The organism is Pseudoxanthomonas sacheonensis, from assembly GCF_031455975.1.
Taxonomy (GTDB): Bacteria; Pseudomonadota; Gammaproteobacteria; order Xanthomonadales; family Xanthomonadaceae; genus Pseudoxanthomonas_A; species Pseudoxanthomonas_A sacheonensis_A.
In genome coordinates this window covers 759,947-776,743 of sequence record NZ_JAVDTT010000001.1, presented here as the reverse complement: position 1 = coordinate 776,743, position 16,797 = coordinate 759,947, and the positions used below count along the sequence as shown (strand labels likewise).

Annotated in this window: 9 protein-coding genes; all 9 read right to left on the bottom strand. The window is 63.0% G+C overall.

Going from position 1 to position 16,797, the window contains the following annotated elements; genetic code table 11:
• Positions 1–27: 27 nt before the first annotated feature.
• The 9 genes from J2W94_RS03515 to nusA all read right to left on the bottom strand — a co-directional run bounded on the left by J2W94_RS03515 (position 28) and on the right by nusA (position 16,796).
• Positions 28–933, bottom strand: coding sequence for an RHS repeat-associated core domain-containing protein (locus tag J2W94_RS03515; RefSeq protein WP_310090308.1), 906 nt, complete (start codon positions 931–933; stop codon positions 28–30).
• 95 nt (positions 934–1,028) lie between these two features.
• On the bottom strand, positions 1,029–6,515 hold the full coding sequence (locus J2W94_RS03510) for a hypothetical protein (protein ID WP_310090307.1): 5,487 nt from the start codon (positions 6,513–6,515) through the stop codon (positions 1,029–1,031).
• Between the two features lie 243 nt (positions 6,516–6,758).
• The gene (locus J2W94_RS03505) at positions 6,759–7,901 is read right to left on the bottom strand and encodes an NAD-dependent epimerase/dehydratase family protein (RefSeq protein WP_310090306.1); all 1,143 of its coding nucleotides are present in this window, start codon (positions 7,899–7,901) and stop codon (positions 6,759–6,761) included.
• A gap of 311 nt (positions 7,902–8,212) precedes the next feature.
• On the bottom strand, positions 8,213–10,321 hold the full coding sequence (gene pnp, locus J2W94_RS03500; RefSeq protein ID WP_310090305.1) for a polyribonucleotide nucleotidyltransferase: 2,109 nt from the start codon (positions 10,319–10,321) through the stop codon (positions 8,213–8,215).
• Between the two features lie 175 nt (positions 10,322–10,496).
• On the bottom strand, positions 10,497–10,757 hold the full coding sequence (rpsO, locus tag J2W94_RS03495; protein WP_093280407.1) for a 30S ribosomal protein S15: 261 nt from the start codon (positions 10,755–10,757) through the stop codon (positions 10,497–10,499).
• Between the two features lie 179 nt (positions 10,758–10,936).
• Positions 10,937–11,896, bottom strand: coding sequence for a tRNA pseudouridine(55) synthase TruB (truB, locus tag J2W94_RS03490; RefSeq protein WP_310091566.1), 960 nt, complete (start codon positions 11,894–11,896; stop codon positions 10,937–10,939).
• A 163-nt stretch (positions 11,897–12,059) separates the two neighbouring features.
• Positions 12,060–12,443, bottom strand: coding sequence for a 30S ribosome-binding factor RbfA (gene rbfA / locus J2W94_RS03485; RefSeq protein ID WP_310090304.1), 384 nt, complete (start codon positions 12,441–12,443; stop codon positions 12,060–12,062).
• An 87-nt stretch (positions 12,444–12,530) separates the two neighbouring features.
• Entirely contained in the window at positions 12,531–15,155 is a 2,625-nt protein-coding gene (gene infB / locus J2W94_RS03480) for a translation initiation factor IF-2 (RefSeq protein WP_310090303.1), read from the bottom strand.
• A 129-nt stretch (positions 15,156–15,284) separates the two neighbouring features.
• Positions 15,285–16,796, bottom strand: a complete 1,512-nt coding sequence (nusA, locus tag J2W94_RS03475; RefSeq protein WP_310090302.1) for a transcription termination factor NusA — start codon at positions 16,794–16,796, stop codon at positions 15,285–15,287.
• Position 16,797: the final 1 nt, after the last annotated feature.

Sequence of the window (16,797 nt, the reverse complement as noted above, 5' to 3'; positions counted from 1 at the left end):
TTTACTCCCTAACGATTTATGCAGCGACTAGTTTTGTGCATCGCTATACCTAATTCCCTGCTGGATCCAATACTGATCAACAGGATCATCGCCATTTGATCGAGTACCTATTAATCCCGGTATTCCGGGACTACCAAAAATAGCTGGGTTATCTTCGCGCGCTCGCTCATTCGCTATTCCTGCCGCTTGCAATAGCGTTGATTGCGAAAAACCAGCAGATTTCCCCGTAGCGCCATAGTTGAAATTCCCGAAATCCTGATAGTTCCCGCTTTTGTCCTGCTTATAGTCCCAACGGCCCTTGTTTTTTACTGCCTTGTAGAAAGCAGTATCCGACATGCTGGAAGCTTCACGCATATTAGAACTGACGTTGGCATTTGCAGGACCTTTTGGAACGAGAATGGGCCCAGATCGCGCTGCGGATGCTCCATCAGTTCTCCCCTCTTTGAAACCAACCTGGATATTGTTGTCTTTAGTGACACTTACGGTAGCGCCGGGTGTGTGTACGACATCTCCGGGCTTCAAGTCAGCAATCTTTATTTCACTCGGACAGCTTCCACCTTTCCTGCAGTCGTACTCCTTTCTCCCGTCAGGATCAGTGAAGCGATAAGGATTGTTTGCGGCATACTTGTACCTGTTAAAATTAGCACCAGTCTTCGGGTCAGCTATTATCGAATCGACGGACAGGAACCGACCTATACCGGGATCGTAATAGCGCTGCTGCATATAAGTCAGCCCCGTGGCCGCATCCTGCACATGCCCCGTGAACCCCGGCCCATCCGCAAGCGGCCGGTTCAGCAGCTTCCCGTAAGGCTCGTATTCGCTGCGCTCGATCACCACTCCGGCGGTGTTGGTCACCGCCACCAGCGTGCCCAGCGCATCGGTATGAAGATATTCCACCGTCTGTGCCTGAGCGGAAACTGAGCCGACGGCCATTAGCAGGCCTGGCAGCCACTTCCAAAAACGCCGCACAAGAAATCCGTTTATCAGAGTTGACTCCTTTCGTCCGTTGCTACCCCTACCCGCCCCGCTCATGGCACCCACACAGAGCAGGTCGACGCGTTGCAGGCGCGTACCTTGAGTCCCGTGGGGCATGCCGCGTCATAGCTGTAGGAGGTGGCAGGTCCGCTATAGAGCGTGAACGTCTTCTTCAGCTCGTAGTAAGTCGCACCCGCCGAAGCGTTCCACGAGATATTGCAACCCACGCCATTGGGCACGGCCTGAAGCCCGGTCGGCGCAGCAGGCGCCGGCGGCGCCGAACTGGTCACCGTGCTGACTGCCGACGTCGGGCCACAACCGACGCTGTTGCAGCCTTTCACCCGATAGTCCCAGGTGCCCGGCGTACGGTTGGTAAGCGCGCTACTGGTGCCGGTATTGCTATAAATCACGCTCCAGCTTCCGCCATTCAATCGCTCTTCCAGCGAGTAAGTGGCCGCATCGGTCACCGTGGTCCAGCTCACCGTGAAGCTGCCGGTCGTGGTACTAGCCGGCGCCGTCAGCGTGGGAGCGGCTGCGGGCGCCAGCGCCACGGCGATGGTTACCGTGGCGGAGTTGCCGCTGCAACCCGAGGCATTGCATGCGCGTCCGCGATAGGCATAACTGCCCGTTGCGCGACCAGTCGCGGCAGCGCTGGTAGCGGCACCGGTGTAGAACGCCGCCCATGCTCCACCATTCGCGCTTTGCTCGATCTGGTAACTGGTCGTAGTGCCGGGCGCCGTCCAGGAGACGGTGTAGTTCCCCGTGTTGCTGCTGGACGGTACGCTCAGCGCCGGCGTAGTCGGCGGGTACAAGACCACGACCGAAACCACAGCCGACACCGGCCCGCAACCCGCGCTGTTGCAACCCTTCACGCGGTAGCCGTAAGTGCCATTGGCGCGCCCGCTGATCGCGGTGCTGGTGCCCGCATTGGCTCCGAAAGCAGTCCAGCCGCCACCATTGACCTGCTCCTCGAGCGTATAGGTCGTGGCAGTCGCGACCGCCGTCCAACTCACGGTGTAGCTGCCGGTGCTATTGCTGGCCGGCGCGGTGACGGTCGACGTACCGCTGGGCGGCTGGATTGACTGCACGGTAGCGTTGGCCGAGTAAGCGGAACAACCCGCGCTATTGCACCCTTTGACGCGATAGGTGTAGTTGCCGGCGGGCTTGTCCACATACGGCACACTCTGCGCCGCGCCGGTGTAGGCCGTTGCCCAGGTGGACCCACCGTTGGTGCTCTGGTCGAGGGTGTAGCTTGTCGCACCGGTCGAAGCCGTCCAGGACACCGTGTAATCGCCACCTGGCGCCGTCGCCGGCACGCTGATTGTGGGTACTGAACTGGGAGGCAAGGTCACCGAAACGCTCGCTTCCGCACTCCACGCCCCACATGCGGACGGATTGCAGGCACGTGCCTGATAGCCATAGACGCCGCTGACCTTCCCCGTGAAAGCCTGACTGAGCGCCGTGCCGGAATACACCTGCGACCAGCTGCCGCTGTTGACGCGCTCCTGCAGCTCGTAACGGCTTGCGCCAGCGACCGCGGTCCAACTGACCGTATAGCTGCCGGTGCTGACGAAGCCCGGTGCGCTGACGGTGGGAACCGCGGGCGAGACGACATTGGAGACGCGCGCCACCAGGCTGCCGTTGAGCATGATGTAGTCGGTCGTCTTGCCCTGGCGTTCGTCGCGTTGGAAGCGCAGCGCGCCGTCCTGTCCGTAGAAGGAGTAGATGGACGCCTGCGAGGCATTCGTCGCTTTGACGCGCCGGCCGGCTCCGTCGTACTGGTAGGTTTCCTGGCCGGTTGCCTGGCGCAGGCGATTGCCGGTATCGAAAACGAACAACTGCCCGTTCTTGTTGTTCAGATTGCCGTGGGTATCGTAGTCCAGGGCGATCACCGTGGCCGCCCCTACCGTCACTGCCTGCAGGCGCCACTTGTTGTCGTAATTGTAGATATGGTCGCGGCCAGGCGCCTTGACCCGGGTCAGGTTGTCGAGCGCGTCGTACGTGTAGAGCGTGCCGCCTACGAACATGGGCGAGACCGTAGTCAGCAAGCGGTTCAATCCGTCGTAGGTCATGTCGCGATTGCCGCGGTTGCCCGGCAGGCCATCGCTGATCGCCGCCACATTGCCCACCTGGTCGTAGTCGTAGCTGTCGTCCAGCACGTCGCCGCTGTCCAGGCTGCGTTCGGGCAACTGGCGCGTATTCTGCGTCATCGTGTGCACGATGCCGTTGCCGTAGGTGAAACCGCTCATGCCGCCATTGGGGTGGTAGTTCACCCCAAGCGCATAGCCGCCAGCCTGCTTCGGCTGGCCCAGGGCATTGGGTGCGAAGCCGACGGAAAGCGAATCGGGATAGGTCAATGTCGCCAGATGGCCGTTGCGGTTATAGGCATAACCGAGCGACCAATCGTTGGTCCCCAGACGCAGGCGCTCGCTCGCAAGCGAACCACGACGCTTGTAGACGTAGTCCGAAGTGACCAGATCGCTGCCGCCATTGTTGACCAGCACCGAAGCGACCTGCCCTTCCGGTGTGTAACTGGTCGCCGTGTTGCCCAGGTTGTCGGGAAATACGAGCGTCTTGACGCGATTGCGGGCATCGTAGCTGCGCGTGACGATTTGCGCGACGGGAACGACGTCGGTATTGCATTCAGTGGTCGAAGGCAGATCCTGTCCGCTGGCCGACCAGTCGAGATTGCCGCCTAGGTCGTAGTGCATGACCGTGCTGGCGGTTTCGGGCTCGATGGTCTTGCACAATTCCTGATTGCCGTTATAGACGTAGCGGCGCGTCGAGGAGATCGTGTTGGCGGTGTTGCGCCGGCGCAGGTAAGTAGGCTTGCCGAATACATCCCGTCCGATCTCGGTGATCGTGTCCTCCGGCGATACGATCTTGGTGGGGGCATCGGTCGTGGGTTGATCGAATACCTGGAATTCTGTGGTGGTCTGGAAATTGCGCGGATCGGTCACTACCGTTTTGAAGCCGCTGTCATACAGCGTGGTCGTGGTCAGGGGGCCGATCTCGGAGGCCTGGGTGAACGAGGTGGCACGGCCCAGCGCGTCATAGATTGTGGTCGCACCGACCAACGAGCTAGAGGCATAGTCGCTCAGCGTGCGCAGCGGGTAACCCTGGAACGCGAGTTGGCCGCTGGTGTCGTAGCGCTTTACCACCAAGCTGCGGGTGTTGGCCGCGTCGGCAATGTCGTAGGCCTCTTCCACCAAGGGTCGCCAGAATGCGTCGAAGTACACGACCTTGCGGCCATTGCCGGTACTGATGGTCTGCTTCCAGTGGTTGGCGGGAATACCGTACTCGGAAGATGCAATCTGCTGAAACGACTGAGTGGTGATTTCCCAAGCGCTGCTATCGCAAGTATTGGCGGCCGTTTCGGACGGATAGGTGACGCTGGCGACCCTGCCCATGGTGTCGTAGGTGTAACAAGTCTTGGAGGCCGCTTCGTTGGTGACTGAGCCGATCCAGCCGTTGGCATCGACGACTGCCGATAGGCTGGTGCCGCCGGGTTGGTCGGGCGTGGCGGGGTGCTGGATGAGTTGCGGGGTACCGCGCTTCCAATTGGAAAGCGTGGTTGTGTTGTTGTTGCCGTCCTTCACTGTCGCCACAGTGCCCAGTTGGTCCGAACCAGCGGTCAGGTTATAGGTGAGCACCTGCTTGACCTTGCCGAACGATTTGGTCTGCAGCGGCAGCGCATAGGCCGAATCGTAGGTGGTCTCCGATGCGATGATTCCATCGATCGCTGTTTGCGCCACCTGCCCAAGGAGCCATTTGACTGGGTCGTGGGCATACACGGTCGTTTCGCTGCGGGTGAAGCCGAGCGAACTCGACTTGGTAACGCTGGTCGTATTGCCGTAGATATCGAAGCAATACACGGTGCTGCCGCCGGTACAGGCGGTATTGACCTGCATGGAAAAGGTGACGCCGTCCTGTTGGATGGTCTGGCTGATGACAGGCCGTACCGCGGCGGTCGAGGGATCATCGCCATTGATGATGTAGCCGTAAAGCGTAAAGAAGTTCTGGGCGGCGACCTGGGCTTCGGAGATGTATGCGGTAGATTCGGTCCGCCTGACCATGCCTCCAGCGTCGAGTACGCTGCTGCCCAGCAAGCGACCTTCGTTCAACGCATACAGAAACCCGTAGCGGTATTCGCGTCGGGTAGCGTCGGGGTTGGTGACCGTAACCAACTTTTCGGTGGCGCAAGTGGTGCAGGGATATGGAGCCGCCGTGCCGGCGCTTCCCCACAGCGCCTGATTGCTGATCCCGTAGTCGTAAGTCCAGACCATGGGCTGCGCAAGGCCGGGGCCGCTGATGGATTTGCTTTGCAGGCTCATCACGTCGAAATAGTTCGGCGTGTGCAGGATGTAGTAGGTAGTGCCCGCATTGACGCGCGGCAGACACTCGCTCGCGTGCAGACCGGCCCGATAATGTCGTTTGTTGGCGAACTGGAAATCTCCTACTGCACCGCTGGGGTGGGTGATGTTGAGACCGAAACTGGCTGCGATGGCCGGTGGCTTGAGGCTGCAGCTGGCATTTGAACCGCCGTCCCACGGCTCATAGTCGGGTTTGAGCGTGCCGATATAGGCGAACTGCCACTTGCTGCTGTCTGGCTGCACCACCGCCGTGAGCTTGCCCGCATCCACGCCCGCGCCATACTGATACTGCCAGGTACGACCGTTCGCGCTAGCCGAGGTCAGCAGCGCACCCGAATAGGCGAGCGTGATCAGGCGACCATCGCTGCCGGTGATGCTGGTGGGATGCCCATTGGCGTCGTACTGGAAGGTGACCGTGTTGCCGAAACGGTCCTGGATCTTGCTGGCCAGCAGGTAATACTTGACACGGCTGACGGTGAAAGGATTCGGAAAGCCCTCCACGTTCCTGGTCATGTATCCGAGGGAGCGCGACACGGCGATATCAAAGTAATAGCGCACGCCCGAGGTGGTCTGCATCAGGAAACCTTCCCCGGCCAGGCCGCTTTGCATGGGGATGCAGGTGAACATGTCGCGTTCGCGCGTGGTCCACTTGCGCGGTACGCCGTCGGAAGGTTGCGGCACGCCGGCTGCCATCAACAGCATCGTGCGGTCGCCACCGCCGGGAATATGGATGGAATTGCCGCGCCAGAAGTCGGTCGGTTCGAAGCCGCCCATCGAAGGCGCCCCTCCCACCGAGCAGCGGTCGGGGGCCCAGTCCGAGCTGCCCGCATAGGTGCTGCTGATCGAAGGAACTTCCACATCCCAGTTTCCCGCGCCGCCCAAACTGGAATCGAAGCCGCCGCCGTTTCCGGCGGGATTGAGTTCGATGGACAGGCGACGGCCAAGCCGCACGGGAAGCGAATCGTTACCTGGCAAGTCGATGTCGGTGGCCGAAAACTCGGTGGCGCCGTTGTACAGACTCACGCTGTCGCCCATTAGCTGATCGTTGAGCGCGGTGATGTTCTGTGCCGATTCGATCCGTTTGTTGTATTCCTGATAAGGCTCGACCGCGCCTGCCTGCAGCGAAACCAGTGCCAGGGAACCGAGCAGCAATAATCCGACTTTCATGTTCTTCCTTATCAGCCCGTTGCAGGCCGAATTCCTTGAATCCCCAAACTCGCAGCATCCAGAACCTGCGAGTACCCGGGTCCTGTATATCTCTGACCGATATCGAATTCAAGTCGTTCTAACTGAAGAGAGATATCTCACAATTTCCCACACCCTAGCGCGCGGGAAACACCAACAGCATTGCCACATAAACTTGACTAAAGAAAGCGGGCCGAAGCCCGCCTTTTTTTCCTCATCACCATCTCACGCCCTGCGCGCGCGCCAAAGCTTCAACAGCTCCGCTTCCTTCTCGTGCGTGATGCCGGCGCGCAACGTGGCCTGGCGCTCGGGCGGCTGACTGCGGAACCAGGCCATCAGATCGGTCACCGTGGTACCAAGCGGGCGGTAGGTCAGTCCCGCGGCGATCGCACGCGCATTGCTGACCTGGCCGTAGCCCGCATACGGCCCGCTCTTGGCCGATACCCAGATCGGCAGTTCCTCGACCTTCTGTTCTTCCAGGAATTCCGGAGCGACATGCGTGTAAGTCGGCTTGCCACCGGTGGCGGCCTGGCAACCCTGCAGCATCGCGTCCATGGTCAGCGTTTTCTCCGGGCCGACGGCGTTGAACACACCGTAGGTGCCGGCTTCGGCCAGCCGCACCATCCATTCGCCCAGATCGCGGCCATCGATGATCTGCACCGGATCAGAACCATCGCCCGGCACCAGCATCTCGCCGCCCTGCGCAACGCGGTGCGGCCAGTAGGTGAAACGATCGGTCTCGTCGCGCGGCCCGACGATATAGCCCGGACGCACGATCGTTACCCGTTCGCCGAACTGCTTGCGCGCTTCGGCTTCACTGAGCGCCTTCAGCGGGCCATACAGGTTCTCGATGTCGGCGCGCAGGTTTTCCTGCGTTTCGGCCATCGCGTCCTTGCCCTTGTACTGCCCCAGCGGCGCGTCTTCGCCGATGCCGGGCTTGCTGCCGTCGGCATAGACCGAAATCGTGGAGATGAAAAGATAGTGGCCGACATTGTCCTTCAGCACCGCGCCCGCATCGCGCACCCAGAACGGAAGACTGGTCGGGTTGTCGATGCACACGTCCCACTTGCGGCCTTCCAGCGCCTTCAGGTCGCCGGTATTGCGGTCGCCATGCAATTGCTCGACTTCGCCTGACCATTCCGGCGACGGCCGCTTGCCGCGATTGAACAACGTCACCTTGTGTCCACGCGCCAATGCGTAGTCGACCTGGAACGGACCGGTGAAGCCGGTTCCACCCAGGATAAGGATATTCAACGGCTTGGCGGCCCGTCCCACCGCCCCGGATTGCGCCGCCCACGCCAAAGTAGGCAAAGTCGCGGCAGCGGCAGCAAGCGCGCTGAGTTTGAGCAGGTCACGGCGGTTGGTCATGGGACGACTCCTCGGCAGACGGTGATGAAGCGAACGGCCTTCATATCACCGTGCCACGACCGGCGCCTATGGCAAAAGTATTGGGAGATCGTAGGGTGGGCATTGCCCACCATTGCCGTGCATCGGGCTGTCACGACGCAGGGACGAAGAAAACCGCAGGAAGGCCTTCTGCGGATTCGCATCAACCCAAGGATCGTCATCCCGGCGCAAGCCGGGATGACGACCCGAGGGTGGGTCGGTCCGCTTCAGCATCAGCCAAAGAAAAAGCGGGCCGAAGCCCGCTTTTTCGTAGATCGCAATAGCGCGACGGCTTACTCGACCGCGACGCCCTCGCCTTCTTCCACAGCCTTCATCGACAGGCGGATACGGCCCTGCTTGTCGACTTCCAGCACCTTGACCTTGACGATATCGCCTTCCTTCAACACGTCGCTGACCTTCTCCACACGGTCGCTGGAAATCTGCGACACGTGCACAAGACCGTCCTTGCCCGGAGCGATGGTGACGAACGCACCGAAGTCCATCAGCTTGGCGACCTTGCCCTCGTAGATGCGGCCCGGCTCGACGTCGGAGGTGATCTGCTCGATGCGCGCCTTCGCGGCCTGACCAGCGGCGCCGTTGACCGAAGCGATGGTGATGGTGCCGTCGTCCTGGATGTCGATCTGGGTGCCGGTTTCCTTGGTGATGGCCTGGATCACCGAACCGCCCTTGCCGATCACTTCGCGGATCTTGTCGGGGTGGATCTTGATGGTGATCAGGCGCGGCGCGAATTCGCTCAGCTCCTGGCGCGGCGCGGTCATGGCGTTGGCCATTTCGCCCAGGATGTGCAGGCGGCCGGCCTTGGCCTGCGACAACGCCTGCTTCATGATTTCTTCGGTGATGCCTTCGATCTTGATGTCCATCTGCAACGCGGACACGCCGTTCTGGGTACCGGCCACCTTGAAGTCCATGTCGCCCAGGTGATCTTCGTCACCCAGGATGTCGGAAAGAACGACGAAGTCGTTGCCTTCCTTGACCAGTCCCATGGCGATACCGGCGACCGGTGCGGAAATCGGCACGCCGGCATCCATCAGCGCCAGCGAGCTGCCGCAGACCGAAGCCATCGACGAGGAACCGTTCGACTCGGTGATTTCCGAGACCACGCGAATGGTGTACGGGAACGCTTCCATGGTCGGCATGACGGCGAGCACGCCGCGCTTGGCCAGACGGCCGTGGCCGATTTCGCGACGCTTCGGGCCCATCATGCGGCCGGCTTCGCCCACCGAGTACGGGGGGAAGTTGTAGTGGAACAGGAAGTGGTCCTTGTACTCGCCGGAAACGGCGTCGATGACCTGGCCGTCGCGGGCGGTGCCCAGGGTGACCGCCACGATCGCCTGCGTCTCGCCGCGGGTGAACAGCGAGGAACCATGCACGCGCGGCAGCACGCTGACCTTGGAGCTGATCGGACGCACGGTGTCCAACGCGCGGCCGTCGATGCGGACCTTGGAAGCCAGCACCGAACCACGCATGGTCTGGTATTCCAGCTCGCCGAATTCCTTCGACAGTTCGCCGGCGCTCCAGCCGTCGGCTTCGGCGCGGCCGGCCAGCGACTGCAGCACGTCTTTTTTGATCGCGGCGATGGCGTCGCGGCGCTGCAGCTTGTCGCGCACCTGGAAAGCGGAATCGAGCTGGGTGCCGACGGCTTCCTTCAGCGCGGAGATCAGTGCATCCTTCTTGGCCGGGGCCGACCATTCCCAGTTCTTGGTGCCGGCTTCGGTGACCAGCTCGTTGATGATGTTGATGACCTTCTGCATCTCGCGATGGCCGAACATCACCGCGCCCAGCATCACGTCTTCGGACAGCTCGGCGGCTTCGGATTCGACCATCAGCACGGCGTTGGAGGTGCCGGCGACGACGAGTTCCAGCTTGGAATCCTTCAGCTCGCTGACGGTCGGGTTGAGCACGTATTCGCCGTTGATGTAACCGACCTTGGCGGCGCCGATCGGGCCGTTGAACGGCGCGCCGGTCAGGGCGACGGCGGCGGAAGCGCCGATCAGGGCCGGGATGTCGCCGTCGATTTCCGGGTTCAGCGACATCACCGTGGCGATGACCTGCACTTCATTGCGGAACTCTTCCGGGAACAGCGGACGCAGCGGACGGTCGATCAGGCGCGAGATCAGGGTTTCCTTCTCGGTGGCGCGGCCTTCGCGCTTGAAGAAGCCGCCCGGGATGCGGCCACCGGCGTAGAAACGCTCCTGGTAGTCGACGGTCAGCGGGAAGAAGTCCTGGCCTTCGCGCGCGTTCTTGGCGGCGACTGCGGAAACCAGCAGCACGGTGTCGTCGAACTTGACGATGACGGCGCCGCCGGCCTGGCGGGCGATCTCGCCGGTTTCCAGGGTGACCTGGTGTTTGCCGTACTGGAAGGTCTTGGTAATTTTTGCCACGTTTGATTCCTTGGTGATGCGCTATCGGTTGAACCGGGTGCGACCCTTGCCGCACGCGGATGGCCGGGTTGGTCCGGCCGGAGTATTGCGATGTTGGAAACTTTTTTCGCCGGGACATTTTCTGTCCCGGAAATGCAAACCGCGGCGCATCACTGCGCCGCGGTCGGTATTGGGTTTAGCGACGCAGGCCGAGTTTCTCGATCAGGGTCTTGTAGCGCTCGCCGTCCTTCTTTTTCAGATAGTCGAGCAGGCTGCGGCGGCGGTTCACGAGCTGGAGCAGGCCACGGCGGCTGTGGTGGTCTTTCTTGTGGGTCTTGAAGTGGCCGCTGAGCTGTTCGATGCGGGCGGTGATCAGGGCGACCTGGACTTCCGGGGAGCCGGTGTCGGCGGGACCGCGCTTGTTGTCTTCAATGACTTTCTGGGTATCGATGGGCATTTGCTTTTTTCTCTTGAGATGCGTGGCCTGCAGGAACGCGCTGGATCCCTGGACTAGGGATGCGGTGCGCACCGCGGACTCGCCGTTTACGATGGGATGTTGCGAGTGCGATCAGTGATGATCGAGGATGCCGAAAAGGCCGCGGCATTGTAGTCGCCGAAGCCTTGCAAAACAAGGTTTTACTGCGCCGGCGCCGGATTTCCGGCCGGCTCGGGCCAGTTGAACAGGCGCTGCGGGGCCAGCACCCTGCCCTCATCCAACTGGGCCAGGCCCAGCACCCGCCCATCGGCGGCATAGACGGCGCACGGCCCCACGGAGCCAGGAATGCCCGGCAGACGCTGGCCCTGACTGAAGCGGCGGGCCGCCTCGTCGGTCAGATCGATGCGGCGGAAGCCGATCAGGCCGGCGTCCAGCGGCAGCAGGCAGGCATCCAGGCTGCGTTCGTCGCGCTGGGCCAGGGCCTGCAGCGCCTCCAGCGTCCACATGCGCGGCTCGCGGAAAGGCTCCACCCATAGGCGGCGCAGCTCCACCACGTGCGCGCCGCAGCCCAGCAGCTCGCCCAGGTCGCGCACCAGGCTGCGCACATAGGTGCCGGAGCCGCATTCCACCTGCAGGCGCAGCAGCGGCTCGCCGCCGTCCAGCAGGTCGGCAGCCGACTGCAATTCGAAACGGTGGACCTCGATCGCGCGCGGTTCCACTTCCACGATCTCGCCGCGCCGGGCCTTGGCGTACAGCGGTTCGCCGCCGCGTTTGAGGGCCGAATAGATGGGCGGGCGTTGCTGGATGCGCCCGGTCAGTTCGCGCAAGGCGGCGTCGATCTGCGGCAGAGTGTATTTGCCGACCGCACGTTCGCGCAGCGGCTGGCCTTCGGCGTCGTCGGTGTCGGTGGTGATGCCCAGGCGCGCGACCGTGTCGTAGGCCTTGCGCGCGCCCAGCAGGTTGCCGGCGATCTTGGTGGCCTCGCCGAAACACAGCGGCAGCAGGCCGGTGGCCAACGGATCCAGGCTGCCGGTATGGCCGCCCTTCTGCGCCCGGAACAGGAAACGCGCCCGCTGCAAAGCCTGGTTGGAGCTCAGCCCTTGCGGCTTGTCGAGCAGCAGGATGCCGTCTAGGCGTCGGAATTTGACCTTTGGCTGCATGACGGCGGGAAGCATAGCTTCCCTTCTCCCTCCGGGAGAAGGTGGCGCGTAGCGCCGGATGAGGGAGCGGGCGATCAGGTTGCGGGAAATTCCCGTGTGCCGGAACTCTCCCTCCCTCATCCGCCCTTCGGGCACCTTCTCCCAGTGGGAGAAGGGAACTCAATCACTTCTCTTCGGATTCGCCGTCTTCGTCCGCCGGCGGCGGCGGCAGATCGCGCAGCAGGTTCTCGATGCGCTCGCCGCGGTCCACCGAATCGTCGTAGTGGAAATGCAGCTCGGGCACATGGCGCAGCTTCATCGCCTTGCCCAGCTGGTAGCGGATCTGCGGCGAAAGCTCCTTCAGGTCCTTCACCGCTTCGGCCGACCGCTCCTGCATCAACGCGGTGACGAACACCTTGGCATGGGCCAGGTCGCGGGTGACTTCCACGTCGGACACGCTCACCGACGGCAAGCCATGTTCGCGCACGAACTCGTGCACCAGCTTGCCCAGTTCGCGGCGGAGCTGGGCGGAAACGCGGTCGCTGCGGTGGAATGATTTGATGGGCATGGGTGGTAATAGCTCAGAAGTGAGAAGCGAGGAGTGAGAAGTGAGTGAGAGCGCTCTTACTCACTACTCCACGCTCGCTCCTGGCCGTTACAGCGTGCGCTGCACTTCGATGCGCTCGAAGCACTCGATCTGGTCGCCCGGCTGCACGTCGTTGTACTGCTTCACGCCGATGCCGCACTCGGTGCCGTTGCGCACTTCGTCCACGTTCTCCTTGAAGCGGCGCAGCGATTCCAGTTCGCCTTCGAACACCACCGTGCTGTCGCGCAGCACGCGGATCGGCTTGTTGCGCTTGACCGTGCCCTCCACGACCATGCAGCCGGCGACCGCGCCGAACTTGGAACTGCGGAAAACGTCGCGGACTTCCGCTATGCCGATGATCTCTTCGCGGATCTCCACGCCCAGCAGACCGGAAGCCACTTGCTTCACCTGGTCGATCACGTCGTAGATGATCGAGAAGTAGCGCAGATCGATGCCGTTGGATTCGACGATGCGGCGCGCGGCCGCGTCGGCACGGACATTGAAGCCGATCATGGTGGCCTTGGAGGTCAGCGCCGAATTGGCGTCGGACTCGGTGATGCCGCCCACGCCGGAGTGGATGATGTTGATCCGGATCATGTCGTTGGACAACGCCACCAGCGACTGCTTCAGCGCTTCCACCGAACCCTGCACGTCGGCCTTGATGACCAAGTTCAGAACCAACTGGCCCTCGCCCTTGCCCAGCTGCGACATGATGTCTTCCATGCGGCTGCCGGCGGACTGTACCAGGCGCGACTCGCGGCGCTTGCTGTCGCGCTGCTGGGCCACGTCCTTGGCCAGGCGTTCGTCGGCGACGACGACGAAATCGTCGCCCGCATCCGGCACGCCCGACAGGCCGAGCACCTGCACCGGAATCGACGGGCCGGCTTCGGCCGGTTGGCCGCCGGTTTCGTCGAACAGCGCGCGCACGCGGCCGTACTGGGTGCCGCAGACCAGGTAATCGCCCTTCTTCAGCTGGCCCTGCTGCACGAGCACGGTGGCGACGGGGCCACGACCCTTGTCCAGCGAAGACTCGATGACCACGCCGCTGGCGCGGCCGGTAGGCGCGGCCTTGAGTTCCAGCACTTCGGCCTGCAGCAGGATCGAATCCAGCAGGTTGTCGACGCCGGCGCCGGTCTTGGCCGAGACCTCGACGAACTGGGTGTCGCCGCCGAACTCTTCGGCGACCACGTCGTGGGTCAGGAACTCGTTCTTGACGCGACCCGGATCGGCATCGCTCTTGTCCATCTTGTTGACCGCCACGATCAGCGGCACGTTGGCCGCCTTGGCCAGCTTCACCGCTTCGATGGTCTGCGGCATGACGCCGTCGTCGGCGGCTACCACCAGCACCACGATGTCGGTGAGCTTGGCGCCGCGGGCGCGCATCTGGGTGAAGGCGGCATGGCCCGGCGTATCCAGGAAGCTGATGACGCCCTTGCCGGTTTCGACGTGGTAGGCGCCGATGTGCTGGGTGATGCCGCCGGCTTCGCTATTGGCGACCTTGGTGCGGCGGATGTAATCCAGCAACGAGGTCTTGCCGTGATCGACGTGACCCATGATGGTGACCACCGGCGGACGCGGCGATTGCTCGCCCTGGTCGGTTTCGCTGTGGGCGATCAGGTGGTCCTCGACGTCGCCGCTGTCGGCGCGCACCACGTTGTGGCCGAGTTCTTCGGTCACCAGCGCGGCGGTGTCGTGGTCGATGCTCTGGGTGATGGTCGCCATGACGCCCATCTTGAACAGCGCCTTGACCACGTCGCCGCCCTTGAGCGCGAGCTTCTGCGCCAGGTCGGCCACGGTGATGGTCTCGCCGATGGCCACGTCGCGCACGACCGGTGCGGTCGGACGCTCGAAGCCATGGGTGCCGGTGCCCCCACGCGATTGTTCCTGACGGCGCGGCTTGGGCTTGCCGCGGGTGGTCGTGCGGCGGGCGCGATCGGCAGCGGAAAGATGCAGCTGTCCGGCGAAACGCTGGGTGCTGTCGTCGTCTTCCACGCCGGCGACCATCGCGTGCGAGCCGCGGGTCTTGTGCTTGCTGGCGGGCGTGGCGTTGCGGTCGTCGACGCGCGGGGGATCCTTGCGCACCGGCGGCTTGGGCACATGGTGTCCGCTGGGCTTGGCCGGACGCGCGGTAGTGGCATCGTCGTCGGTGGACGCAACGCCGGTGGCGGCGGCGACTGCTTCGGCTTCGGCCTGCAGGCGTTCGGCTTCGGCCTTGAGACGTACGGCCTCTTCTTCCAGGCGCAGACGCTCGCGCTCATCGGCGCGCTTCTTGTCGGTCTCGGCCAGACGCTGCTGTTCTTCCAGATTGCGCTGGTTGGATTCCTGCAGCTTGCGTAGCGCGTCGGCGCGCTCGTCGCTGGGCGGCGCTTCGACCTCATCGCTCTTGATGTAGGTGCGCTTCTGGCGCACCTCCACGTTGACCGTGGTCTTGGTGCGACCGGCGGCGACCGTCACTTCCTGCACCTTGCGGCGATTGAGCGTGATCTTCTTCGGCGCAGCGTCGTCCTCGGCGGGCTTGTCGGCCTTGCCATGGGTGCGACGCAGGAAGCCGAGCAGTTTCATCTTCTCGGTGCTGGTCACGGGCTGGTCGGGACCGCTGAAGCTCATGCCGGCCTCGGCCAGTTGCTCAAGCAGTTTCTCGACCGGCGTATTGACCAGTTCGGCAAGCTTGCGGATGGTGGTTTGCTGCGTCATTCGGATCCTGTGACCTTCGTATGCGTCCCCCGCCTATTGCGAAGGGAACGCGGATTCTAGCCCTGTATTCTGCAGGGCGGCGTTCATTGCCGGCTCATTGGCCGCTTTCCAGACGTACCAGCGTGGCGTTCATTCGCCACGCTCCAGACGGGCTATCTCCTCGGCGCGGGCGGCCAGGATCAGCGCCTTGGCGCGATCCTCGTCCAGCCCTTCGATGCCGAATTCGACGATCTCGTCCGTACTCAGGTCGGAAAGATCCTCGCTGGTGCGCACGCCATGCCCGGCCAGCGCATAGGCGGTTTCGTCGTCCATGCCTTCCAGGGCCAGCAAGTCTTCCGCCGGCTGGTTCTCGTCGACTTCCTCTTCTTCGGCCAGGGCCTCGTTGAGCAACGCGTCGCGGGCACGGGCGCGCAGTTCCTCGACGATATCCTCGTCGAAGCCCTCCACCGCCAGCAGCTCGCCGACCGGCACGTAGGCGATTTCCTCGACCGTGTTGAAGCCTTCGGCCACCAGGATGGCCGCGATTTCCTCGTCCACCTCCAGCTTGTCCACGAACAACTGACGGGCGACGGCCTGCTCGGCCTCGGACTTGGCCGACACCTGGTCCTGGGTCATCACGTTCAGCTGCCACCCGGTCAGACGGCTGGCCAGGCGCACGTTCTGGCCGCCCTTGCCGATGGCCTGGGCCAGGCGGTCTTCGGCCACGGCCAGGTCCATGGAGTGCTTTTCTTCATCGACGATGATGGACTGCACTTCCGCCGGCGCCATCGCGTTGATGACGAAATTGGCGGCGCTGTCGTTCCACAGCACGATGTCCACGCGCTCGCCGTTGAGTTCGTTGGACACCGCCTGCACGCGCGAGCCGCGCATGCCGATGCAGGCGCCGATGGGATCGGTGCGGGTGTCGTGCGCCAGCACCGCGATCTTGGCGCGGTCGCCCGGATCGCGCGCGCAGGCCTTGATCTCGACCAGGCCCTGGCCCACTTCCGGCACTTCCAGCTTGAACAGTTCGATCATGAATTCCGGGGCGGCACGGCTGATGAACAGCTGCGGGCCGCGCGGCTCGGTGCGCACATCGAACAGATAGCCGCGCACGCGGTCGCCGGCGCGCAGGGTGTCGCGCGGAATGCCCTTGTCCTTGGGAATGAAGGCCTCGGCGTTGCCGCCCAGGTCTACGTAGATATTGCCGCGTTCGGCGCGCTTGACGATGCCGGTGACCAGTTCGCCGATGCGATCCTTCCATGCGTCCACGACCTGGGCGCGCTCGGCCTCGCGCACGCGCTGCACGATGACCTGCTTGGCGGCCTGCGCGGCGATGCGTCCGAAATCGGGGTTTTCGATCTGCTCTTCCACGTAGTCGCCCACTTCGGCGCCATCGCTTTCGTCCAGAGCGTCCATCAGACGGATCTGGAAGTCGGGGGACTCCATGACCACGTCGTCGGCCACCACTTCCCAACGGCGGAAAGTCTCGTACTCGCCGGTCTTGTGGTCGATGGTCACGCGGGTCAGCACTTCCTGGTCCGGATAGCGCTTCTTCGCGGCCGACGCCAGCGCGGCCTCGATGGCATCGAAGATCACTTCGCGCGGCACGCCCTTTTCGTTGGCGACCGCATCCACTACCAGCAACAATTCCTTACTCATC

What these genes read in the sequence shown, in the direction of transcription:
- J2W94_RS03515 (WP_310090308.1), bottom strand. Translation starts at nt 933, where the DNA reads ATGGCCGTCGGCTCAGTTTCCGCTCAGGCACAGACGGTGGAATATCTT.
- J2W94_RS03510 (WP_310090307.1), bottom strand. Translation starts at nt 6,515, where the DNA reads ATGAAAGTCGGATTATTGCTGCTCGGTTCCCTGGCACTGGTTTCGCTG.
- J2W94_RS03505 (WP_310090306.1), bottom strand. Translation starts at nt 7,901, where the DNA reads ATGACCAACCGCCGTGACCTGCTCAAACTCAGCGCGCTTGCTGCCGCT.
- rpsO (WP_093280407.1), bottom strand. Translation starts at nt 10,757, where the DNA reads ATGCCCATCGATACCCAGAAAGTCATTGAAGACAACAAGCGCGGTCCC.
- truB (WP_310091566.1), bottom strand. Translation starts at nt 11,896, where the DNA reads ATGCAGCCAAAGGTCAAATTCCGACGCCTAGACGGCATCCTGCTGCTC.
- rbfA (WP_310090304.1), bottom strand. Translation starts at nt 12,443, where the DNA reads ATGCCCATCAAATCATTCCACCGCAGCGACCGCGTTTCCGCCCAGCTC.
- infB (WP_310090303.1), bottom strand. Translation starts at nt 15,155, where the DNA reads ATGACGCAGCAAACCACCATCCGCAAGCTTGCCGAACTGGTCAATACG.
- nusA (WP_310090302.1), bottom strand. Translation starts at nt 16,796, where the DNA reads ATGAGTAAGGAATTGTTGCTGGTAGTGGATGCGGTCGCCAACGAAAAG.